The sequence below is a fragment of the Nonomuraea sp. NPDC054003 genome, from assembly GCF_055585125.1.
On the sequence record NZ_JBVJKR010000002.1, the window covers coordinates 145,583 to 165,711 of the forward strand.

Sequence of the window (20,129 nt, forward strand, 5' to 3'; positions counted from 1 at the left end):
ATGGGTTGGCTCGATGCCATCCTGGGCCGGACGAAGCCGGTCAAACCCGATCTCGACGCGTTGTTCGCACTGCCGTCGGCGGCCGTGACCCTCCAGGCGGCGACCGGCATGGTGCCGACCGGCACCGGCTCGGTGTCGTTCCGCGCGGCCGAGGGCGGAGCCTTCGCCACCCTGGAGCGCGACGTCAAGGACCTGCTCGGCGGCCGGGTGGAGGAGTTCACCGACAGCTACGGCTACACCTGGCTGCTGGTGCGCCGGACGCCCGACGCGGTCGGCGACCTGGTCACCGAGCTGCACGCGGTCAACTCCTCGCTGGAGGACGCCGGGTTCGGCCCGTCGCTGCTGTGCTCGCTGGTGTCGTTCGCCGACCCCGACGGCAGGCGGCTGGCCGTCGTCTACCTCTACAAGCGCGGCACCTTCTACCCGTTCGCGCCGCTGTCGGGACAGCGCCGCGACAACGCCCTGGAGCTGCAGGCGCGCGGGGTGCTCGACGGCGAGCTGCCGCTGGAGGAGGACCTCAGCCGCTGGTTCCCGGTCTGGGGCGCTCCCGGGCTCTGACGCTTCCCGGCCCCGGTCGCCCACGGTGATGTAATCATCACGTGGAGCGAAGGTTGTGCGTGCTGGCCGCGTCCGCGTTCATCGGGGCCGCGCTGCTGTCCAGCGCGTGGGTCACCGGCCAGCTGACGACGCCGCGGGTCGACAGGGCCCACGGCTACGTCGGCGAGCTCGCGGCCCGCGACCAGGAGTGGACCCGCCTGTTCAGGGTCAGCGACGTGCTGGCCGGGCTGGCCTGCCTGGCCGGCGTGGCGCTCGCGCCCCGGGTGCGCCAGGAGTGGCAGGGCTGGCTCGCGCTGGCCTCGGCCGGCCTGCTGACCGCGCTCGCCGGCCTGTTCCCGATGGACTGCGCCGTGCTCAGCGACCCGGCCTGCGTCCCCGCCACCCTCTCCCACCGCGCGCACGTCGCCGCCGCCGTGCTCGCCGCGGTCGCCGTGCCGGTCTCCATGGCGGTGCTCAGCGCCCGCTGGCGCGCCACCGGGGCGTGGCTGCTCACCGGGCTGACCGCCGTCGCCGGCGTGCTCACCCTGGTCACGGCCGCCTCCGGCCAGCTCGCCGGGCTCGCCCAGCGGGGGCTGGTCACGCTGGTCGCCGTCTGGCTGGTGTACGTGGCCGTACGGCTGCTCGAATCGGACGCCACCGTCCTGATGCCCGGCCCGCTGCACGTCGTCCGGGAGGGCTCGGGCCCGGCCGTGCTGATCGCCTGCGGTCCGGGCGGCGCCTGGTGCCACTGGGACGCGATCGCCGCCGACCTGGCGCGTGACCGCCTCGTCATCCGGTTCGACCGCCCGGGGCTCGGGCTGAGCCCCGCGTCCCCCGTACCTCCGACCCTGCACGGCGAGGCGGCGCGGCTGGCCGCGCTCGCCCCTGAGCACCCCGAACGGGTCACGGTGGTCGCGCACGCCGTCGCGGCCTGGCACGCCGAGGCGTTCGCCCGGCTGCACCCGCTGCGCGTGGCCCGGCTCGTGCTCGTGGACCCGGCCTGCCCGCCTCCGCCGGGGCGCGGCACCTCCTCGATCGGGCGGGCGCTCGGCGCGTGGCTGCCCGCGCTGGGCGGCACGTGGGGCGCGGCCGCGCTGGCCCGCCTGGCCGGGCCGGTGGCGCACCGGCTGATCGCGGGCTGCGCCGACACCCACCGCCTCTACCGGGGCGGGCGGGTGGCCGCCGCGATCGCGGGGGAGTGGCTGGCCCGCCGCGACATGGCCGTCGAGCTGCGCGAGATCAGGGCCGAGCATCGCCTGCCCGCCGTGCCCGTGACCGTGATCCGCACACGGCGGAGGTCCGCGGGCTGCCCGGAACGGCTGGCCGCGCAGCTGAACGCGCGCCTCGTGCACCTGCCCGCCCACCGGTCCGCACCGGGGCTGCGGCTGCGTCCGCACGCGTTGCGGGCCATCGCCGACGCGGTCTGACGGCGTGAAAAGGTGACGCGGACCGCCGCGAGCCGCGACAATGTCCAGAAGTCATGACGTAGGCCACATGTGGGGAATATCGTGCCGGACCTCGCGCCTCTGCGCCCAGGGGACCCTGCCTCGGTGGGGGCGTACACGCTGGCCGGACGGATCGGTGAAGGCGGGCAGGGCCTCGTCTTCCTCGCGACCGCCCCCGACGGAGCCAGGGTGGCGGTCAAACTGCTCCGCACCGACCTGGCCGGGGACGAGGAGGCGTCGGTACGGTTCGTCCGCGAGGTCGAGCTGGCCCGGCGGGTGTCGCCGTTCTGCACCGCCCAGATGATCGAGACGGGGCTGGTCAACGGGCGCCCGTACATCGTCAGCGAGTACATCGACGGTCCCACGCTGGCCGACGTGGTGCGGACCGAGGGGCCGCGGTCCGGCACCTCGCTGCACCGGCTGGCCATCGGCACCGTCACCGCGCTGGTGGCCATCCACCAGGCCGGGATCGTGCACCGGGACTTCAAGCCGTCCAACGTGGTGCTGGCCTCCGACGGGCCCCGGGTGATCGACTTCGGCATCGCGAAGGCGCTCGACCTGACCTCCACGCTCACGGCCAGCGCGATCGGGACGCCGTCGTTCATGGCGCCGGAGCAGTTCAGCGCCGGGAGCCCGGGAGCGGCGGCGGACATGTTCGCCTGGGCCTGCACGCTGCTGTACGCGGCCTCGGGGCAGGCGCCGTTCGGCCAGGACAGCGTCCCCGCGGTGGTGAACCGGATCATGAACACCGATGCGGACGTCGGCGTCATCGCCGACCCGGCGCTGCGTTCGCTGGTGGCCGACTGCCTGGCCAAGGACCCGTCCCGGCGGCCCACCGCCCAGCAGGCGCTGATGCGCCTCCTGGGGCAGTCGCAGGACGCCCCGTGGGCGAACCCCGCGGGTCCGGGGACGCCTGCCGGGTCCTTCCCGGGTGGCGCGGGTGTCATGGGCGGCTTCTCCGCTCCGGGAGCGGCCGGGGGTTCGGGTCCGTACCCGGGTGGTCCCGGCATGCCCGCCGGCTCCTTACCGGGCGGCGCCGGTGTGCCCGGCGGGTTCTCCGGGAGCGGCGCTCCAGGTCCGTATCAGGGCGGGTACGGGGCGGACGCGGCGGGGCTGCTGTGGCAGGGGAGCGCCGCCGCGGCCGGGCCCGGCCACGCGCCGCGCCCCACCGGCCCCGGCCAGGCGCCGTACGGGCCGCACGGGCCGTACGGGCACGGGCCGTATCCTCCCCCCACGCGCCCGGGCAAGGGGCGCGGGACCGGATGGATCGTGGCGGGCGCCGCCGTGGCCACGGTCGTGCTCGTGGCCGCCGGCGCCTTCGTGGTGAGCAGGCTGGCCCTGCCCGACGCGACGCCCACGCCGTCCCCCACGCAGGCCGCCACCAGCGCGGCGCCCACGCCCACGCCGACCCCCACGCCGGAGGCCAGGACGATCCGGCTCCCCGAGACCTCCGTCGAGCTGGAGGAGCGGTCCTCCGACCCCATCAAGCTGGCCTCGTACACCACGGAGAGCGGCAAGAAGCTCTACGTCAGGCAGCCCGGCACCGACCGGTTCGGCCGCGACTCGCGCTACTTCGAGTACGTGCTCAACCACGACGGCAGCCGGGCGCTCGGCACCGACGTCGACTACAGCACCGGCCGCAAGGCGCTGCTGTCGGTCATCGACCACCGCACCGGGGACAGGCGCGCCATCGAGGTCAGCGACGCCCCGATCTTCCCCACCACCCCGCGCTGGTCGCCCGACGGAAAGCTCGCCCTGGTCACCCTGTACCGGGCCACCGACTCCGAGAGCGTCGAGTACGGGTACGGCATCGTCGACGTGGACGCCGGCACCGCGCGCACGTACGAGGTCAAGCAGAAGGGCGCGGGCGAGTGGCGGTTCTTCTGGAACTCCGGCGGTGACGAGGTCGGCACCTGGGTGAACGGCCGGATGACGTTCTACGACCTGAACGGCGGGAAGCTGCGCACCCTGCCGAAGGCGGGCGAGCCGGTGTGGGTGGAAGGCGACGACGTGTCGCCCGGCGGCGACCGGTTCCTCGCCCACTGCGCGCCCGCCTCCGCCACCATCTGCGCGCACCCCACCAGCGGCGACGGTGAGGCCGACCGGGTGCCGTTCACCAGCGAGAGGCTGATCGGCTGGTGGGACGACGAGCACCTGGCCGTGTGGCGGGCCAAGGGCGCCGGGTTCGAGGCCGTGGTGATCGACCTGTCGGGGAAGGTACAAAGGGTGCTCGCGACCGCCCCGAAGCGGTCAGAGTTCGACAAAATGGCATTCCGATTCAGCAGGGGAACACCTTAGAGGCCGGAGGGCCCTCGTGGACATCACCGCGGACATCACCGTGATCGGAGAGGGCGCGGCCGACGCCGTGCCGGACGTGATGCGCCTGCACACGGGCGTCGAGGTGCGCAGGCAGTCGGCTGCCGAGGCGTTCGCGGGGGCCAGGGCCGCCGCGGCCCGGCTGGCCGAGGCGCTTCGCGGGGCCGGCGTCGCGGCCCACGACCTGCGCACCACCGAGCTGTCGCTCGGCCCCGAGTACGAGGCGTACCCCAAGGTGTCGGCCTACCGGGCGGCGCAGGGCGTGGAGGCGGTGGTCCGCGACCTGGCGCGAGCCGACCATGTCATCGACACGGTGGCCGGCGTGGGGGAGGAGGCCAGGCTGAACGGGATCGCGTTCGAGGTGTCCGACCCGGACGCCGCGCTGGCGACGGCCAGGGACGAGGCGTTCCGGCAGGCCGCCGCCAAGGCCGGGCAGTACGCCGGGCTGGCCGGGCGGCCGCTCGGCCGGGTGGTGTCGGTCAGCGAGGAGTCCGGCGCGCCGCCGAGGCCCATGGCGCGCACGATGGCGGCCGAGGCGCAGGACTCGGTGAGCCCCGGACGGCAGGCGGTGCACGTCACCGTCCGGGTCGGCTACGACTTCGGCGACTAGGCCAGGGCGAGCATCCGGTCCAGGGCGACCCGCGCCCAGTGGGCGGTGTCCTCGTCGACGGTGATCTGGTTGACCACGTCGCCGAGCGCCAGCGACTCCAGCGCCCACACCAGGTGCGGCAGGTCGATCCGGTTCATGGTCGAGCAGTAGCAGACCGTACGGTCCAGGAACGACACGCTCTTGTCCGGGAACATCTGGGCCAGCCGCTTGACCAGGTTGAGCTCGGTGCCGATGGCCCAGGCCGACCCGGCGGGCGCCTCGCGCAGCGTCTTGATGATGTGCTCGGTGGAGCCCACGTGGTCGGCCTTGAGCACCACCTCGTGCCGGCACTCCGGGTGCACCAGCACGTTCACGCCGGGGATGCGCTCGCGCACGTCGTCCACCGACTCGGCCGTGAAGCGGCCGTGCACCGAGCAGTGGCCGCGCCACAGGATCATGCGCGCCCGCTCCAGCTGCTCGGTGGTCAGCCCGCCGTTGGGGCGGTGCGGGTTCCACACCACGCAGTCGTCGAGCGACAGGCCCATCTCCAGCACGGCCGTGTTGCGGCCGAGGTGCTGGTCAGGCAGGAACAGCACCTTCTCGCCCTGCTCGAACGCCCACGTCAGGGCGCGGCGCGCGTTGGACGAGGTGCACACCACGCCGCCGTTGCGCCCGCAGAACGCCTTGATGTCGGCGCTGGAGTTCATGTACGTGACCGGGACCACGCTGCCGGCCAGCCCGGCGTCCTCCAGCGCCTCCCAGGCCTCCTCGACCTGGTCGAAGGTGGCCATGTCGGCCATCGAGCAGCCCGCGGCCAGGTCCGGCAGCACCACCTTCTGCGAGCCGGCGGTCAGGATGTCGGCCGACTCGGCCATGAAGTGCACGCCGCAGAACACGATGTACTCGGCCTGAGGCCGGGCGGCGGCCTGCTGCGCCAGCTTGAACGAGTCGCCGGTGACGTCGGCGAACTGGATCACCTCGTCGCGCTGGTAGTGGTGGCCCAGCACGAACAGGCGGTCGCCGAGCGCCTCCTTGGCCTTACGGGCCCGTTCGACCAGCTGGGGGTCTGAGGCCGGCGGCAGCTCGCCGGGGCAGTCGACCCCTTTCTCGCTGTGCGGATCGGCGCTCCGTCCGAGCACGAAGAGCGGAAGTCCCGTCTGGGTGGTCATCGCCCTGCCCCCTTATCGTCTAAGTGACGCATACATCATGTCATACCCGTACGACCGATTTGTCCCGGGGGGAGCGAGGTGGGAATGTGTGGCATCCCCCCGGTGTTGGTAGCGTCATTAGTAGGACGTCGGAAACAGACCCGGTTAGGGAGTCAGCAGATGACGGTTGAGAGCAGCGAGACCACGGCACAGGGCCTGGTCCTGACCGAGGCGGCCGCGACCAAGGTCAAGTCCCTGCTGGAGCAGCAGGGCGAAGAAGGTCTGCAGCTGCGCGTTGCCGTGCAGCCGGGTGGTTGCTCCGGGCTGCGTTACCAGCTCTTCTTCGATGACCGTTCGATGGACGGCGATGTCGTGACCGACTTCGACGGAGTGGGCGTGGTCACCGACCGGATGAGCGCTCCCTACCTGATGGGCGCCACCATCGACTTCGTCGACACCATCGAGAAGCAGGGCTTCACCATCGACAACCCGAACGCCACCGGCTCCTGTGCCTGTGGCGACTCGTTCAACTAGTCGATCAGCCCGCCCGATCGGGCACCGGGGGCCCCGATCCGTCTTTGTGCGGGCGGGGCCTTCGCGTATCCTCGTGGGGCTCAACTGGCTTGCTGACAACGAGGAAGAAGAATCCCGTGCGCATCGCCGTCACCGGCTCCATCGCGACTGACCACCTGATGACCTTTCCCGGCAGCTTCGGCGATCAGCTCATCGCCGAGCAGCTCGACCGGGTGTCGCTGTCGTTCCTGGTCGACGACCTGCAGATCCGGCGTGGCGGCTGTGCGGCCAACATCGCCTTCGGCATGGCCTGCCTGGGTCTGCGGCCCTTCCTGGTCGGCGCGGTCGGCAACGACTTCGCCGACTACCGCTCCTGGCTGGAGCGTCACGGCGTCGACTGCGAGTCGGTGCACGTCTCCGAGACGCAGCACACGGCGCGGTTCCTGTGCACCACCGACGACAACCACAACCAGATCGCGTCCTTCTACACCGGCGCGATGGCCGAGGCGCGGCTGATCGAGCTGCAGCCCGTCGCCAGCCGGGTGGGCGGCCTGGACCTGGTGCTCGTCGGCCCCAACGACCCCGACGGCATGCTCCGCCACACCGACGAATGCCGCCACCGCGGCATCCCGTTCGCCGCCGACATCTCCCAGCAGCTCGCCCGCATGGCCGACGAGCAGATCCGCCAGCTCGTCGACGGCGCCGCCTACCTCTTCTCCAACGACTACGAGAAGGGCCTGATCGAGCAGAAGACGGGCTGGTCCGACGAGGAGGTGCTGAGCCGGGTCGGCGTCCGCGTCACCACGCTCGGCCCCAAGGGCGCCGTCATCGACCGCGAGGGCGAGCCCTCCATCCACGTCGCCCCCGCCCCCGAGCGGGGCAAGGTCGACCCGACGGGCGTCGGCGACGCCTTCCGCGCGGGGTTCCTGGCGGGTCTGGCCTGGGGGCTGCCGCTGGAGAGGTGCGGCCAGATCGGCAACCTGACGGCCACCCACGTGCTGGAGCGCGTCGGCGGCCAGGAGTACGAACTCGGCCAGAAGGTCTTCCTGGACCGTTTCACCGAGGCCTACGGCACCGACGCCGCCGCCGAGATCGCCCCGCACATCCGCTGCTACCACCCCTGACACGGGCGCGCCCCCGCCGCGGACGGCGGGGGCGCGGTGTCCTTCCGTACGGTCAGGTCCCCGCGTAGACCCGGTGGACGAACTCGGCGAGCTGGTCGTCGGGCAGGTGGCGGGCCAGGTCGGCTTCGCTGATCATGCCGACCATGCGGTGGTCGCGCATCACCGGGAGCCGCCTGATCTGGTGCTCCTCCATGCGCGCCAGAGCCTCCTCGACCGTCGCGTCGGCCGGTATCCACACCAGCCCGGTCGCCAGGTCGCCGGCCCGCACGCGGGACGGGTCGTGGCCCGTGGCCACGCACTCCACCACGATGTCGCGGTCGGTGATGATGCCGGTCACCCGATCGTCCAGGCATACCGGCAGCGCGCCCACCCCGAGCTCGCGCATGAGCTGCGCGGCCCGGTCGAGCGTCTCGTGTGACTGGATGCACTCGACCCCTTGGCTCATCAGGTCGCCGGCGGTGTCGCTCATGTCTCTCCCCCTCGAAGAAGTGCTGCTTCCTCTCCAAGGGGCCGCTACCCCGTACAGGGCGGCTCAGTAGTTGCGCCGCACGTGGATCGCCCAGCCCCCCTGGGGCAGCTCGTACGAGCCCACATGGCGGTGGGACTTGAGCCGGCACCAGGCCGGCACGTCGGTGAAGGCGGCCGGGTCGTCGGCCAGCACGGCCACCACGGCGTTGAGCGGGACGTAGTTGATCTGCTCGGCGAGCATGATGATCGGGATGGGGCACTTCTTCCCCAGCGCGTCGATCGTCAATGCCGGCTGAGTGGCCTCGGTCATGCGACTCCTGCGTCCTGGCGGATCCGGTGCACCAGCTCGGGCAGCACGGTGAGGAACCTGTCGACCTCGGCCGCGGAAGCGCCCCTGGGCAGTGACACCCGGACATTCCCATGCGTGAGCACGCCCATCGCTTCCAGGACGTGCGATGGACGAAGCGTACTAGCCGTGCAGGAACTCCCGGACGAGACCGCGAATCCGGCCTTGTCGAGCTCGGTGAGCAGCGCCTCGCCGTCGACGTACAGACAGGAGAACGTGACGATGTGCGGGGCCCGGTCGTCGGGGTCGCCGATCACCTCCACGTCCGGCACCACCTTCGGCACCGTCTCCCTGATCTTGCCGACCAGCGCGGACAGCCTGGAGCGTTCCCGGGCGGCGTCGGCCGTCATCGCGCGCAGCGCGGCGGCCGCCGCCACGATGCCCGGCACGTTCTCGAACCCCGGCACGCGCCTGCGCTCGCGCTCGTCCTCCGGCAGGAACGAGCGGAACCGGGTGCCCTTCCTGACCGCCAGCACGCCGACGCCGGGCGGGCCGCCCCACTTGTGTGCGCTGGCCGTCAGCACCGACCAGCCCTCGGGCAGCGGCATCCGGCCGGCCGTCTGCGCCGCGTCCACCAGCAGCGGCACCCCGTGGCGCCGGCAGGCCGCGGCGGCCTCGGCCACCGGTTGGACCGTGCCGACCTCGTGGTTGGCCGTCTGCAGGCAGGCCAGGGCCGTGTCGGGGCGCGCCACCGCCTCGGTGAAGGCCGCCAGGTCGACCCGCCCCAGCCGGTCGACGCCGACGAGCTCGGCGCTGCCGCCCTCGCGTTCGTGCAGGCGGGCCCCGTGCAGCACGCTGGAATGCTCGACGGCGGAGGTCACCAGATGGCGGCCCGCCCGCCGCCTGCCCTGTAGGGTGCCGAGCAGACCGAGATGCACGGCCTGCGTGCCGGAGGAGGTGAACGTCACCTCGTCGGGCCGCGCGCCCAGCGCCTCGGCCACCTCCGTGCGGGCCTGCTCCAGCAGCAGGTGGGCACGGCGGGCCTGGTTGTAGAGCCGCGCGGGATCGGCCCAGCCGACGTCGATGGCCGCCAGCAGCGCTTCACGTGCCTGGGGATGCAGCGGCTCGGTGGAGGCCGCGTCGAAGTACGCCACGCTTCTATGATCCCACTCATGGCACGCCATCGAGGGGGCGCGCGGAAGGGCGGGGCACTTGCGCGCTAATGTGTCTGCAATCAGCTGTGCATCAGGAAATACGAGCGCCCGGGAGAGACTCCTGGGCTTCATCTGTGGGGTAGGCGATCCGTGAGTCCGACCCGCCGTTCGACGCGGCGTTCGTTGGCCCGGCGTAGAGTGCCGCGCGCCGCCGCTTTGGCGTTGCTACTGGCCTCCGCTACGGCGTGTGCAAATGACGTTCCCGAGGCAAAGTGGTCCAACGGACTGCTGCCGGACGCCATCACCCAGCAGGGTGAGACCGTCACGGCCCTGTGGAACGGAGCGTGGATCGCCGCGCTCGCCACCGGCGGAGTGGTCATCGGCCTCATCGTCTGGGCCTGTCTTTTCCACACCAGGCGCAGGGCCAAGGCCGATCTCCCGCCGCAGGTTCGCTACAACCTGCCGATCGAGATGCTCTACACCCTGGTGCCGCTCGTCATGGTGTCGGTGTTCTTCTTCTTCACCGCCCGTGACAGCGAGGAGCTGAGCCGGGTGACGGGCGACGCCGACGTGAAGGTCAAGGTGGAGGCGTTCCAGTGGAGCTGGCGTTTCACCACCACGACGGCCGACGGCAAGACGACCGAGCCGGTGAGCGGCATGCCGGTGAGCGACTACCAGCAGGGTCCGCAGCTCGTGCTGCCCGTGGACAAGAAGGTGGAGTTCGACCTCTTCACCGATGATGTGATCCACTCCTTCTGGGTGCCCGACTTCTTGTTCAAGCGGGACATCATCCCCGGCATCCCCGATGACAACCCCGGGCGCAAGTTCGAGGTGACCACCCTCAGCAAGCCCGGCGTCTACGCCGGCCGGTGCGCCGAGCTGTGCGGCGTCGACCACAGCCGCATGCTCTTCTCGATCAAGCTCGTGACGCAGCAGGAGTTCGACCAGTACGTCGCGTCCAACCAGGCGGGGAGTGCCCAGTGACCGCCATCCAAGAGCCGATCACCACCCCGGCCCCGCCGGTGCGCCGGCCCACCTCCAAGGGCCGGATCATCGCCAAGTGGCTGTCCTCCACGGACCACAAGGTGATCGGCAACCTCTATCTGATCACCTCGTTCATGTTCTTCCTGGTCGGCGGCATCATGGCGCTGGTCATGAGGGCCGAGCTGGCCCAGCCGGGGCTGCAGTTCACCAGCAACGAGCAGTTCAACCAGCTGTTCACCATGCACGGCACGATCATGCTGCTGATGTTCGCGACGCCGCTGTTCGCGGCCTTCGCGAACGCGGTCATGCCGCTGCAGATCGGCGCCCCCGACGTGGCGTTCCCGCGGCTCAACATGGTGAGCTACTGGCTCTACCTGTTCGGCAGCCTCATCGCGGTCTCGGGCTTCCTCACCCCGGGCGGCGCGGCGTCCTTCGGCTGGTTCGGGTACGCGCCGCTGTCCAACGCGGTCTACTCGCCCGGCATCGGCGGCGACCTGTGGATCATGGGCCTGACGATGTCGGGTCTGGCGACGATCCTCGGCGCGGTCAACTTCATCACCACGATCATCTGCATGCGCGCGCCCGGCATGACCATGTTCCGGATGCCGATCTTCACCTGGAACATCCTGCTGACCAGCATGCTCGTGCTGATGGCCTTCCCGGTGCTGGCCGCCGCGCTGCTCGCGCTGGAGTCCGACCGCAAGTTCGGCACGCACATCTTCAGCTCCGAGGTCGGCGGGCCGATGCTGTGGCAGCACCTCTTCTGGTTCTTCGGCCATCCAGAGGTCTACATCATCGCGCTGCCGTTCTTCGGCATCATCACCGAGATCCTGCCGGTCTTCAGCCGTAAGCCGATCTTCGGCTACATCAGCCTCGTGGCCGCGACGATCTCCATCGCCGGCCTGTCGATGACCGTGTGGGCGCACCACATGTTCCCCACCGGGCAGGTGCTGCTGCCGTTCTTCTCGTTCATGACCTTCCTCATCGCGGTGCCGACCGGCGTGAAGTTCTTCAACTGGGTCGGCACGATGTGGCGCGGTCACCTGAGTTTCGAGTCACCGATGCTCTACTCGATCGGCTTCCTGGTGACGTTCCTGCTCGGCGGCCTGACCGGCGTCATCCTGGCCTCGCCGCCGCTCGACTTCCACATCAGCGACACCTACTTCGTCGTCGCCCACTTCCACTACGTGGTGTTCGGCACCGTGGTGTTCGCGATGTTCGCCGGGTTCTTCTTCTGGTGGCCCAAGCTCACCGGCAAGATGCTCGACGACAGGCTCGGCAAGGTGCAGTTCTGGCTGCTGTTCATCGGCTTCCACGCGACGTTCCTGGTGCAGCACTGGCTGGGCATGCTCGGCTTCCCGCGCCGCTACGCCGACTACGGGGCCGCCGACGGCTTCACCGACCTCAACATGATCTCGTCCGTGGGCGCGTTCGTGCTCGGGGCCTCGACGCTGCCGTTCTTCTACAACGTCTGGAAGACCTGGCGCACGGCGCCCAAGGTCACCGTCGACGACCCGTGGGGCTACGGTGGCTCGCTCGAGTGGGCGACCTCCTGCCCGCCGCCGCGCCACAACTTCACCAAGCTGCCTCCCATCCGGTCCGAGCGTCCCGCGTTCGACCTCAAGTACCCGCACCTGTCCGCCAAGCCCGCGCCGGAGGTGGAGGCCTGATGAAGGTCCAAGGTTGGCTGTTCCTGCTGTGCGGCCTGTTCTTCGCCGGTGTCACCGTCGCCTACTGGTTCTGGACCAAGGCGGCGACCGGGGTGGGCGAGCCGGTCGGCACCACCGCGCTGGCCATCTCTGTCGGCTTCGCGTTCATGATCGGCTACTACCTGATGTTCACCGCGCGGCGCATCGGCGCCCAGCCGGAGGACAACAAGCAGGCCGACATCAGCGACGGCGCCGGTGAGATCGGCTTCTTCAGCCCCAGCAGCTGGTGGCCGCTGTTCGTCTGCCTGGCCGCCGCCTTCACCTTCGCCGGGTTCGTCATCGGCCTGTGGATGTTCATCATGGGCGTGTTCCTGGTGATCATGGCGATGATCGGGTTCGTGTTCCAGTACTACCGGGGCCACTTCTCGCACTGACCCCTCGTCCACGAGCGGGCGTCCTTCTTCAGAGGGGACGCCCGCTTTTTGGTGTTCTTTACTGGACTGCGGATGTGGCCAAACGATCACCGAGGGTAATAACAGAGATGAATCTGCTCGACTCGGACGGGGGGAGTGCTGATGGGGCGCGTAGCGGGTCGATCGATGAGCCTGGGACTGGGCATGGCCGTGCTGCTGACGGCGTGCTCGGCGAGCAGCGCCGCCGACGAGGAGCGCAAGGCGGCGCCTGACGCCACTGTGGCGATCCAACCGGCCGACCGGGCGGCCAACGTGCCGACGGACCAGACGGTCGTCGTGGCGGCCCATGGAGGCACGCTCAGGAGCGTCACCGTACGCAGCGAGGACGGTGCCCTGCCGGGCGTGCTGAGCGCCGACGGGACCCGCTGGCGCAGCACCGCCACCGCCCGCCCCGGCACCACCTACACGATCCGCTCGGTCGCCGCCAACAGCGACGGCAAGCAGACCGAGAAGAGCAGCACGTTCTCCACCGTCAAGGCGGCCACGTCCTTCGACATCGAGAGCATCTCGCCCAGCAAGAACACCACCGGCCTGACCGTCGGCGTCGGCATGCCCATCATGATCGCCTTCGACCAGCCGATCGCCGACCGGGTCGCGGTCGAGCGCAACCTGCTCGTCCGTACCTCCAAGCCCGTCGAGGGGGCCTGGCACTGGTTCGACGACAAGCGGGTCGACTTCCGGCCGCGCGAGTACTGGCCCGCGCACACCGACGTGCGCGTCGAGGCCAACCTGGCGGGCGTGCAAGGCGGCAAGGGCATGTTCGGCAAGCGCGACCTGGCGATCGACTTCAAGATCGGCCGATCGCAGATCACCAAGGGCAGCGTCGACGAGCACGTGCTGGTCGTGCGGCGGAACGGCAAGAAGATCCGCGAGATGCCGATGAGCGCCGGCAAGGGCGGAGTGATGAAATATCACACCACCTCAGGTATTCACCTGGCCATGTCCCGCGAACCGGTCACCATCATGACCTCGCCCGGCATCGGCCCCGGCCAGGCCGGCTACTACCAGATGACCGTGTACAACACGGTGCGCATCTCCAACAGCGGCGAGTACGTGCACAGCGCCCCCTGGTCGGTGGGCTCCCAGGGGTACGCCAACGTCAGTCACGGCTGTGTGAACGTCAGCCCGGACAACGCGGCCTGGTTCATCAAGAACACCCTGATCGGCGATCCCATCATCATCACGGGCTCTCCGCGCCCGCTGGAGCCGACGAACGGGTGGGGGCACTGGCAGGAGAACTGGAAGCAGTGGCTCAGGTGGAGCTCCATCAAGGACGGGCCCACCCTGCCGTTCTCCTGACCTCGTACGGGCCTGACCGCGGCGGGGCCGCGGTCAGGAGGAGACGGAAGCGCTGGTCTTGATCCAGCCGTCGAGGGTGGCCGAGGCGCGGCCGGAGTCGACGGCCTGGGTGGCGCGGGCGTAGGCGTCGATCATGGCCGAGTCGAGGTCGTCGCCGGGGCCGTCGAGCGCGACCAGGGCGGCGGCGGCGTTCAGCAGGACGGCGTCGCGCACCGGCCCGGTCTTGCCGCCGAGCAGGTCGTGCACCGCCTGGGCGTTGAAGGCCACGTCGCCGCCGCGCAGGGCGCCCGCCTCGGCGCGCGGGATGCCGAGCACCGCCGGGTCGAAGGTGGTCTGCGTGGCGCTGCCGTCGGCGACCATCCACACCGTGGAGGTGGTGGCGATGGTCAGCTCGTCGAGCCCGTCGTCGCCGCGGAAGACCAGCGCGGAGACGCCCCGCTCGGCGAAGACCCCGGCCAGCACCGGGAGCATGCGCGGGTCGTAGACGCCGATGGCCTGGGCGGCCGGGCGGGCCGGGTTGGTGAGCGGGCCGAGGAAGTTGAAGACGGTGGGGACGCCGATCTCCTTGCGGGTCGGCCCGGCGAAGCGCAGCGCGGGGTGGTAGACCGGCGCGAAGCAGAAGGCGATGCCGGCCTCGGTCGCCACCCGGGCGGTCTGCTCGGGGGTCAGGTCGAGCCGGATGCCGAGGTGCTCCAGCACGTCGGCAGCGCCGCACGAGGAGGAGGCGGCGCGGTTGCCGTGCTTGACGACGCGGGCGCCCGCGGCGGCGGCCACGATGGCGGCCATGGTGGACACGTTCACGGTGTGGGCGCGGTCGCCGCCGGTGCCGACGACGTCCACGACCGGGCCCTCGACGTGCAGCGGCGTGGCGAGGTCGAGCATCGTGCGGGCCAGGCCGGTCACCTCGGCCACGGTCTCGCCCTTGGCGCGCAGCGCGACCACGAAGGCGGAGATCTGGGCGGGTGTGGCGGTGCCGGACATGATCTCCCGCATCGCCCAGGCCGTCTCGTCGGCCGTGAGGTGCTCCCCGGACAGGAGCGCGGAAAGGATGGCCGGCCAGGTCGTCCGCGAGTCCACGTCAGGCACCTACTTGGCGTTGAGTCGGGTGGAGGAGCGACGGCGCATGAGGTCGGCGACGGTGTCGGCCAGCACCATGGGCTCCAGGGGCTGGGACACGACGGCGTCGGCCCTGGACCAGTCGGCCAGCCAGCGGTCGTCGCGCCGGGCGATGATGAGGCAGATGGGCGGGCAGTCGTAGACCTCGTCCTTGGCCTGGCGGCTGACGCCCATGCCGCCCGCGGGCTGGGTCTCGCCGTCGAGCACGGCCACGTCGATCTCGCCGGAGCCGAGCCACTGGTGCACCTTCGGCTCGGTGGCGCACTCCACGACCTCCACGAAGGGCACGTCCATCGCCGGCCGCCGGCCGATCGCCTGCCTTACCGCCTGCCGGGTGGCGGCGTCGTCGCTGTAGACGAGGACCTTCATCGTGTCGGTGCTCACGGTCGCGCTCACTATCGGTCGTAGCGGTAGGGTCATCTGGGATCGTACCGTTGGCACGGCGTGCGGACCCAGGTTGGCGCCCCTGGCGGGCGATATGTCCCAATTATCCCAGGTTAGACGCCTGATTGTTCCCGCTAACGGGGGGGCGTGCGCCGGACCGACCACCAGAGCCGCAATAATGCTGCCCGTGGCGACAGCATCCGCAATTACTTCGACGACGACAGGTCAGCCGTACCGCAGACCCAACCTGGTCAGCGTGGGTACGATCGTCTGGCTGTCCTCTGAGCTCATGTTCTTCGCGGCGCTGTTCGCGATGTACTTCACCATCCGGTCGGTGAGCGTGGGCCAAGGCATCGACTGGGCACCCGCCTACATCCCGGCGGGCGCCTCGGCCGAGGGCCTGGCTCACCTGAACATCCCGTTCGCGACGGTCAACACGACGATCCTGGTTCTGTCCAGTGTGACGTGCCAGCTAGGCGTGTGGGCCGCGGAAAAGGGGCAAGTCAGCAAGCTCAGGTTCTGGTATCTCGTCAGCTTCCTGATGGGGTCGGTGTTCATCGCCGGCCAGCTGTACGAGTACATGGAGCTGGCGAGCGAGGGCGCGACCTTGTCCGCCAACCCCTACACGTCGGTGTTCTACCTCACGACGGGCTTCCACGGCCTGCACGTGACCGGTGGCCTGATCGCGTTCCTGTTCGTGCTGGGACGTACGTACGCCGCGAAGCGCTTCACGCATGAGCAGGCAACCAGCGCCATCGTCGTGTCCTACTACTGGCACTTCGTCGACGTCGTCTGGATTGGTCTTTTCGCGACCATCTACATCATTCAGTAAGGAACGGGACCTCTGTGACTAGGATCACCGCTTGGCGGCGGCATCCCCTCGCGAGATATGCCGTCCTGATTTTGGCGTTGGCGCTGGTCGGGACGGCATATGCTACGTTTGTGCAGGTGAGCAGGCCTGCTGACGCGGCGCTCGCGTCGGGCAAGGTCGACGATGTGGCGAGGGGCAAGAGCCTCTTCCAAGCTCACTGCGCCAGCTGCCACGGGCTCAACGCCGAGGGCACGTCGACGGGCCCCACGCTCATCGGCGTCGGCGCCGCCTCCGTCGACTTCCAGATGAGCACCGGACGGATGCCCGCGTCCAACCCGGGTGCCCAGGTGCCGCGCAAGCCGCTGCCCGAGTGGGTCGACAGCGACAGCATCAGCGACATCGCGGCGTACGTGCAGTCGCTCGGCGGCGGTCCCACCGTGCCGTCCGGCGACCAGGTGGACCCGGCGCTGGGCGACGCCGCCAAGGGCGGTGAGCTCTTCCGCGCCAACTGCATCCAGTGCCACAACTGGGCGGGCGCCGGCGGCGCCCTGACGCGGGGCAAGTACGCCCCCAACCTGAACGAGTCTTCTCCCACCCAGATCTACGAGGCGATGGTCACCGGCCCGCAGGCGATGCCGGTCTTCAACGACACGACCATCACGCCCGAAGAGAAGCGCAACATGATCGCCTACATCGTCCAGGTGCGGGAGCAGACCGACCCCGGAGGTTTCGCCCTGGGTCGGATTGGCCCGGTAACCGAAGGCCTCGTAGCCTGGGTCGTGGGCATCCTTGCCCTCGTCCTCGCCGCAATCTGGATCACCGCGAAGAAGCGACAGAAGTCATGACTGACAACGAGCACGAGATCGAGCAGCCGGACGAGCGCGTCCCCAAGCGCGTGATCGGCACCCCGCCGCCGGGCACCCCGATGCTCGGCGAGGCGGAGGCGCGCGACGCCGGCGACGCCGGGGGCGAGACCCCCGGCATCACGCTGCAGGACGAGAAGAGGGCGAGCGGGGCCGAGAAGCTCGTCGCCCTCTGCTTCCTGCTCGCCTTCCTGGGAGGCGTCGCGTTCCTCGTCTCCTATGTGGTGTTCCAGGTGGGCAGCCCCGAGGCGACCGGAGTCTCCAACCTGGCTCTCGGCAGCTCCCTCACCGTGGCGGTGCTGGGCCTGGCCGTCGGCATCGTCGTCTGGGTCCGCCAGATCATGCCGAAGTACGCCCTGGTCCAGGAGCGTCACCTGATGGTCTCCGGCGAGGACGACCGCGAGGTCGTGGCCGACACCTTCGTCGAGGGCGCCAACGAGAGCGGCTTCGTCAAGCGCAAGATGATGCGCCGCACGCTGCTGCTGGCGGCCGCGCCGCTCGGCCTGATCCCCCTGATCCTGCTGCGCGACCTCGACAACACCAAGATGAAGGCCACCAGCTTCAACAAGCTGCTGCGCCACACCGTCTGGGGCGAGAAGACCGTGGAGGGCCAGCCGCGACGCCTCATCGTCGAGGGCACCGGCCAGCCGATCAGGGCGGCCGACTTCAACTCGCCCGGCGGCATCCTGTCCATCGTCCCCGAAGGCTACGAGCACGACCTGAACGTGCTCGCCAAGGCCACGCTGATCTTGATCAAGTTCCGGCCCGAGGAGCTGAAGTCGGGCGTCAACAAGAACTGGACGCACGACGGCATCGTGGCCTATTCGAAGATCTGCACGCACGTCGGCTGCCCCGCGGCCCTGTACGAGCAGACGACCCACCACATCCTGTGCCCGTGTCACCAGTCGACGTTCGACGCCGCCGACGGCGCCAAGGTCATCTTCGGTCCGGCGGCCCGGCCGCTGCCGCAGCTGCCGATCACCGTCGACAACGAGGGCTTCCTCGTCGCGGCCGGTGACTTCCCGGTGCCGGTCGGCCCCAGTTACTGGGAGCGCGGCGACGCCGAGGCGGAGGCCAGGGCCAAGGGAGGCCAGGCATGAGCGAGCTGACAACCGTGCCCAAGGCGGTCGGCGGACCGTCCAACTGGCTCGACGAGCGCCTCGGCGGAGCCAACTTCCTCAAGCGCAACCTGCGCAAGGTCTTCCCCGACCACTGGTCGTTCCTGCTGGGTGAGATCGCGCTCTACTCGTTCATCATCCTGCTGCTGACCGGTACGTTCCTGACGTTCTGGTTCAAGCCCAGCATGGAGCACGTCCTCTACGACGGCTCCTACGCGCCTCTGCAGGGCGTGGGGATGTCCGCGGCCTACGCGTCGTCGCTGGAGATCAGCTTCGACGTCCGCGGAGGTCTGCTCATGCGGCAGATGCACCACTGGGCGGCCCTACTGTTCATCGCGGGCATGATGGTCCACATGCTCCGGGTGTTCTTCACCGGCGCCTACCGCAAGCCGCGTGAGATCAACTGGATCATCGGCATCCTGCTGCTGACCCTGGCCCTGGCCGAGGGCCTCACCGGTTACTCGCTGCCGGACGACCTGCTCTCCGGCGCGGGCGCGCGCATCACCCAGGGCGTGGCGATCTCGCTGCCGCTGGTCGGCACGTACGTCTCGTTCTTCCTGTTCGGCGGGGAGTACCCGGGCACGGATCTCATCTCCCGGTTCTACGCGCTGCACATCCTGCTCATCCCGGGCATCCTGCTGGCGCTGATCTCGGCCCACCTGGTGCTCATGTGGGTGCAGAAGCACACCCAGATGCCGGGCAAGGGGCGGGCCAACACGAACGTGGTGGGCGCGCCGTTCTACCCGGCGTTCATGGCCAAGGCGGGTGCCTACTTCCTGTTCACGCTCGCCGTGGTGGCAGGGCTGTCGACCTTCGCCCAGATCAACCCGATCTGGATCTACGGTCCCTACACGCCCGCCGACATCTCGGCCGGGTCCCAGCCAGACTGGTACATGGGCTTCCTCGAAGGATCCCTGCGCATCATGCCGGCGTGGGAGATCAACATGTTCGGCACGGCCCATGCCGGCACACTGCCACTGAGTGTGATCATCCCGGCGTTGTTGCCACTGGGGCTCGTCATGACGGGTCTGGCGCTCTATCCGTTCCTGGAACGCTGGATCACGGGCGACCACCGCGAGCACCACATGGCGGAGCGCCCGCGCAACAACCCGCACCGCACCTCGATCGGCATGGCCGGCATCTCGTTCTACGGGGTGCTCTGGCTGCTCGGCGCGAACGACGAGATCTCGGCGTTCTTCCACATCAACCTGAACTGGACCACGTACGCCGGCCGCGTGCTGGTGTTCGCCGCCCCGGTGCTGGCGTACATCATCACCTACCGGATCTGCCTGGGCCTTCAGCGTTCGGACGCCGAGGTCGTCTCCCACGGCGTGGAGTCGGGTGTCATCAAGCGGCTGCCGCACGGTGAGTTCATCGAGATCCACACGCCTCCGGCGGAGGACATCGAGGCCCACGTGCGGGGCAAGGAGCCGGTGGCCATGCTGCCGATGGCCGAGGACCCGTCCGGCATCCCGCACAAGGGCATGCGCGGGCCGATCGGCAAGCTCCGTGCCCGCATGTCCAAGGCGTACGGCGGGGAGAAGATCCCCCTCGTCGACGGCCACGGCCACGAGGAGGAAGAGCGCGCCGCGGTCGGTCCCGGCGAGGAGGACCATACGCTGACGCGATAGACGGTGGTCAAGGGGCTCGGGCGGTTCGCCCGGGCCCCTTTGCCTTTCCCGGCGTTGGGGGTTCTTTTCTTTTACGGCACGGCCAAGGAAGGCCTGCCCGCCGCACGTGGCCGGGGGCCTCCAGGAATACGGCCGCTGATCCCGCACGGGGCCGGGCGCCGTTACGCGCGCCTGCTGGGCCGTCTGAGCGGTAGTCGTGGACCGCTGCTTCTCGCTGACAG

The 20,129-nt window shown here is 70.0% G+C and carries 20 protein-coding genes; 14 read left to right on the top strand and 6 right to left on the bottom strand.

What is annotated here, in order from left to right:
* The 4 genes from pspAB to ACZ6YG_RS04880 all read left to right on the top strand — a co-directional run bounded on the left by pspAB (nucleotide 1) and on the right by ACZ6YG_RS04880 (nucleotide 4,908).
* Nucleotides 1–558, top strand: coding sequence for a PspA-associated protein PspAB (gene pspAB / locus ACZ6YG_RS04865; protein ID WP_271279994.1), 558 nt, complete (start codon nucleotides 1–3; stop codon nucleotides 556–558).
* Nucleotides 559–599: 41 nt separating this feature from the next.
* The gene (locus ACZ6YG_RS04870; protein ID WP_219544679.1) at nucleotides 600–1,964 is read left to right on the top strand and encodes an alpha/beta fold hydrolase; all 1,365 of its coding nucleotides are present in this window, start codon (nucleotides 600–602) and stop codon (nucleotides 1,962–1,964) included.
* Between the two features lie 123 nt (nucleotides 1,965–2,087).
* A complete protein-coding gene (locus ACZ6YG_RS04875) occupies nucleotides 2,088–4,280 on the top strand; it encodes a protein kinase domain-containing protein (RefSeq protein WP_466017245.1) in 2,193 nt (730 codons plus the stop codon).
* 16 nt (nucleotides 4,281–4,296) lie between these two features.
* Complete coding sequence (locus tag ACZ6YG_RS04880) at nucleotides 4,297–4,908, top strand: SIMPL domain-containing protein (protein WP_261808685.1); 612 nt, start codon at nucleotides 4,297–4,299, stop codon at nucleotides 4,906–4,908.
* On the opposite strand, the gene nadA is transcribed toward ACZ6YG_RS04880, so the two are convergent.
* Nucleotides 4,905–6,056: a quinolinate synthase NadA gene (nadA, locus tag ACZ6YG_RS04885; RefSeq protein WP_466017246.1), complete on the bottom strand. Its 1,152-nt coding sequence runs from the start codon at nucleotides 6,054–6,056 to the stop codon at nucleotides 4,905–4,907. The two genes, ACZ6YG_RS04880 and nadA, sit on opposite strands and share 4 nt — an antisense overlap.
* A gap of 159 nt (nucleotides 6,057–6,215) precedes the next feature.
* Between nadA and erpA the strand changes: the two genes are divergently transcribed.
* Together erpA and ACZ6YG_RS04895 are read left to right on the top strand one after the other, a co-directional pair.
* Nucleotides 6,216–6,569 carry an iron-sulfur cluster insertion protein ErpA gene (gene erpA / locus ACZ6YG_RS04890; RefSeq protein WP_148032819.1) on the top strand — a complete coding sequence of 118 codons (354 nt, stop codon included), beginning with the start codon at nucleotides 6,216–6,218 and terminating at the stop codon, nucleotides 6,567–6,569.
* A gap of 116 nt (nucleotides 6,570–6,685) precedes the next feature.
* Complete coding sequence (locus tag ACZ6YG_RS04895) at nucleotides 6,686–7,672, top strand: carbohydrate kinase family protein (RefSeq protein ID WP_148032818.1); 987 nt, start codon at nucleotides 6,686–6,688, stop codon at nucleotides 7,670–7,672.
* A 52-nt stretch (nucleotides 7,673–7,724) separates the two neighbouring features.
* Here ACZ6YG_RS04895 and ACZ6YG_RS04900 read toward each other — a convergent pair whose 3' ends face one another.
* The 3 genes from ACZ6YG_RS04900 to ACZ6YG_RS04910 all read right to left on the bottom strand — a co-directional run bounded on the left by ACZ6YG_RS04900 (nucleotide 7,725) and on the right by ACZ6YG_RS04910 (nucleotide 9,580).
* Complete coding sequence (locus ACZ6YG_RS04900; RefSeq protein WP_148032817.1) at nucleotides 7,725–8,141, bottom strand: CBS domain-containing protein; 417 nt, start codon at nucleotides 8,139–8,141, stop codon at nucleotides 7,725–7,727.
* 63 nt (nucleotides 8,142–8,204) lie between these two features.
* Nucleotides 8,205–8,450: a sulfurtransferase TusA family protein gene (locus ACZ6YG_RS04905; RefSeq protein ID WP_148032816.1), complete on the bottom strand. Its 246-nt coding sequence runs from the start codon at nucleotides 8,448–8,450 to the stop codon at nucleotides 8,205–8,207.
* Nucleotides 8,447–9,580: a cysteine desulfurase family protein gene (locus ACZ6YG_RS04910; protein ID WP_466017247.1), complete on the bottom strand. Its 1,134-nt coding sequence runs from the start codon at nucleotides 9,578–9,580 to the stop codon at nucleotides 8,447–8,449. The genes ACZ6YG_RS04905 and ACZ6YG_RS04910 overlap by 4 nt, the downstream gene beginning before the upstream one ends.
* A gap of 216 nt (nucleotides 9,581–9,796) precedes the next feature.
* Between ACZ6YG_RS04910 and ctaC the strand changes: the two genes are divergently transcribed.
* The 4 genes from ctaC to ACZ6YG_RS04930 all read left to right on the top strand — a co-directional run bounded on the left by ctaC (nucleotide 9,797) and on the right by ACZ6YG_RS04930 (nucleotide 13,985).
* Complete coding sequence (ctaC, locus tag ACZ6YG_RS04915) at nucleotides 9,797–10,564, top strand: aa3-type cytochrome oxidase subunit II (RefSeq protein WP_246639776.1); 768 nt, start codon at nucleotides 9,797–9,799, stop codon at nucleotides 10,562–10,564.
* Nucleotides 10,561–12,234 carry an aa3-type cytochrome oxidase subunit I gene (gene ctaD, locus ACZ6YG_RS04920; RefSeq protein WP_148032813.1) on the top strand — a complete coding sequence of 558 codons (1,674 nt, stop codon included), beginning with the start codon at nucleotides 10,561–10,563 and terminating at the stop codon, nucleotides 12,232–12,234. The genes ctaC and ctaD overlap by 4 nt, the downstream gene beginning before the upstream one ends.
* Nucleotides 12,234–12,647: a cytochrome c oxidase subunit 4 gene (locus ACZ6YG_RS04925; RefSeq protein ID WP_148032812.1), complete on the top strand. Its 414-nt coding sequence runs from the start codon at nucleotides 12,234–12,236 to the stop codon at nucleotides 12,645–12,647. Before ctaD ends, ACZ6YG_RS04925 begins: the two co-directional genes overlap by 1 nt.
* 165 nt (nucleotides 12,648–12,812) lie before the next feature.
* Nucleotides 12,813–13,985 (top strand): L,D-transpeptidase, encoded by a 1,173-nt coding sequence (locus tag ACZ6YG_RS04930; protein ID WP_466017248.1) that lies wholly within the window; start codon nucleotides 12,813–12,815, stop codon nucleotides 13,983–13,985.
* Nucleotides 13,986–14,018: 33 nt separating this feature from the next.
* Here the strand turns inward: ACZ6YG_RS04930 and trpD are convergent, their stop codons facing one another.
* Both trpD and ACZ6YG_RS04940 read right to left on the bottom strand, forming a co-directional pair.
* Nucleotides 14,019–15,062: an anthranilate phosphoribosyltransferase gene (gene trpD / locus ACZ6YG_RS04935; protein WP_219544671.1), complete on the bottom strand. Its 1,044-nt coding sequence runs from the start codon at nucleotides 15,060–15,062 to the stop codon at nucleotides 14,019–14,021.
* Nucleotides 15,063–15,071: 9 nt separating this feature from the next.
* Nucleotides 15,072–15,470: a response regulator gene (locus tag ACZ6YG_RS04940; RefSeq protein WP_148034755.1), complete on the bottom strand. Its 399-nt coding sequence runs from the start codon at nucleotides 15,468–15,470 to the stop codon at nucleotides 15,072–15,074.
* Between the two features lie 193 nt (nucleotides 15,471–15,663).
* Here ACZ6YG_RS04940 and ctaE point away from each other — a divergent pair, with 193 nt between their 5' ends.
* From ctaE to qcrB, 4 genes are read left to right on the top strand one after another with little or no spacing between them, the layout of a single operon-like run.
* Nucleotides 15,664–16,317 (top strand): aa3-type cytochrome oxidase subunit III, encoded by a 654-nt coding sequence (gene ctaE / locus ACZ6YG_RS04945; RefSeq protein ID WP_281429370.1) that lies wholly within the window; start codon nucleotides 15,664–15,666, stop codon nucleotides 16,315–16,317.
* A gap of 14 nt (nucleotides 16,318–16,331) precedes the next feature.
* Complete coding sequence (gene qcrC, locus ACZ6YG_RS04950; RefSeq protein ID WP_466017249.1) at nucleotides 16,332–17,141, top strand: cytochrome bc1 complex diheme cytochrome c subunit; 810 nt, start codon at nucleotides 16,332–16,334, stop codon at nucleotides 17,139–17,141.
* The gene (gene qcrA, locus ACZ6YG_RS04955; protein WP_148032807.1) at nucleotides 17,138–18,259 is read left to right on the top strand and encodes a cytochrome bc1 complex Rieske iron-sulfur subunit; all 1,122 of its coding nucleotides are present in this window, start codon (nucleotides 17,138–17,140) and stop codon (nucleotides 18,257–18,259) included. The genes qcrC and qcrA overlap by 4 nt, the downstream gene beginning before the upstream one ends.
* Nucleotides 18,256–19,908 carry a cytochrome bc1 complex cytochrome b subunit gene (gene qcrB, locus ACZ6YG_RS04960; RefSeq protein ID WP_148032806.1) on the top strand — a complete coding sequence of 551 codons (1,653 nt, stop codon included), beginning with the start codon at nucleotides 18,256–18,258 and terminating at the stop codon, nucleotides 19,906–19,908. Before qcrA ends, qcrB begins: the two co-directional genes overlap by 4 nt.
* The last annotated feature ends 221 nt before the right edge of the window (nucleotides 19,909–20,129 follow it).

Coding starts and splice junctions, on each gene's coding strand:
- pspAB (WP_271279994.1), top strand. CDS start 1: ATGGGTTGGCTCGATGCCATCCTGGGCCGGACGAAGCCGGTCAAACCC.
- nadA (WP_466017246.1), bottom strand. CDS start 6,056: ATGACCACCCAGACGGGACTTCCGCTCTTCGTGCTCGGACGGAGCGCC.
- erpA (WP_148032819.1), top strand. CDS start 6,216: ATGACGGTTGAGAGCAGCGAGACCACGGCACAGGGCCTGGTCCTGACC.
- ACZ6YG_RS04900 (WP_148032817.1), bottom strand. CDS start 8,141: ATGAGCGACACCGCCGGCGACCTGATGAGCCAAGGGGTCGAGTGCATC.
- ACZ6YG_RS04905 (WP_148032816.1), bottom strand. CDS start 8,450: ATGACCGAGGCCACTCAGCCGGCATTGACGATCGACGCGCTGGGGAAG.
- ACZ6YG_RS04925 (WP_148032812.1), top strand. CDS start 12,234: ATGAAGGTCCAAGGTTGGCTGTTCCTGCTGTGCGGCCTGTTCTTCGCC.
- ACZ6YG_RS04930 (WP_466017248.1), top strand. CDS start 12,813: ATGAGCCTGGGACTGGGCATGGCCGTGCTGCTGACGGCGTGCTCGGCG.
- ACZ6YG_RS04940 (WP_148034755.1), bottom strand. CDS start 15,470: ATGAAGGTCCTCGTCTACAGCGACGACGCCGCCACCCGGCAGGCGGTA.
- ctaE (WP_281429370.1), top strand. CDS start 15,664: ATGCTGCCCGTGGCGACAGCATCCGCAATTACTTCGACGACGACAGGT.
- qcrA (WP_148032807.1), top strand. CDS start 17,138: ATGACTGACAACGAGCACGAGATCGAGCAGCCGGACGAGCGCGTCCCC.
- qcrB (WP_148032806.1), top strand. CDS start 18,256: ATGAGCGAGCTGACAACCGTGCCCAAGGCGGTCGGCGGACCGTCCAAC.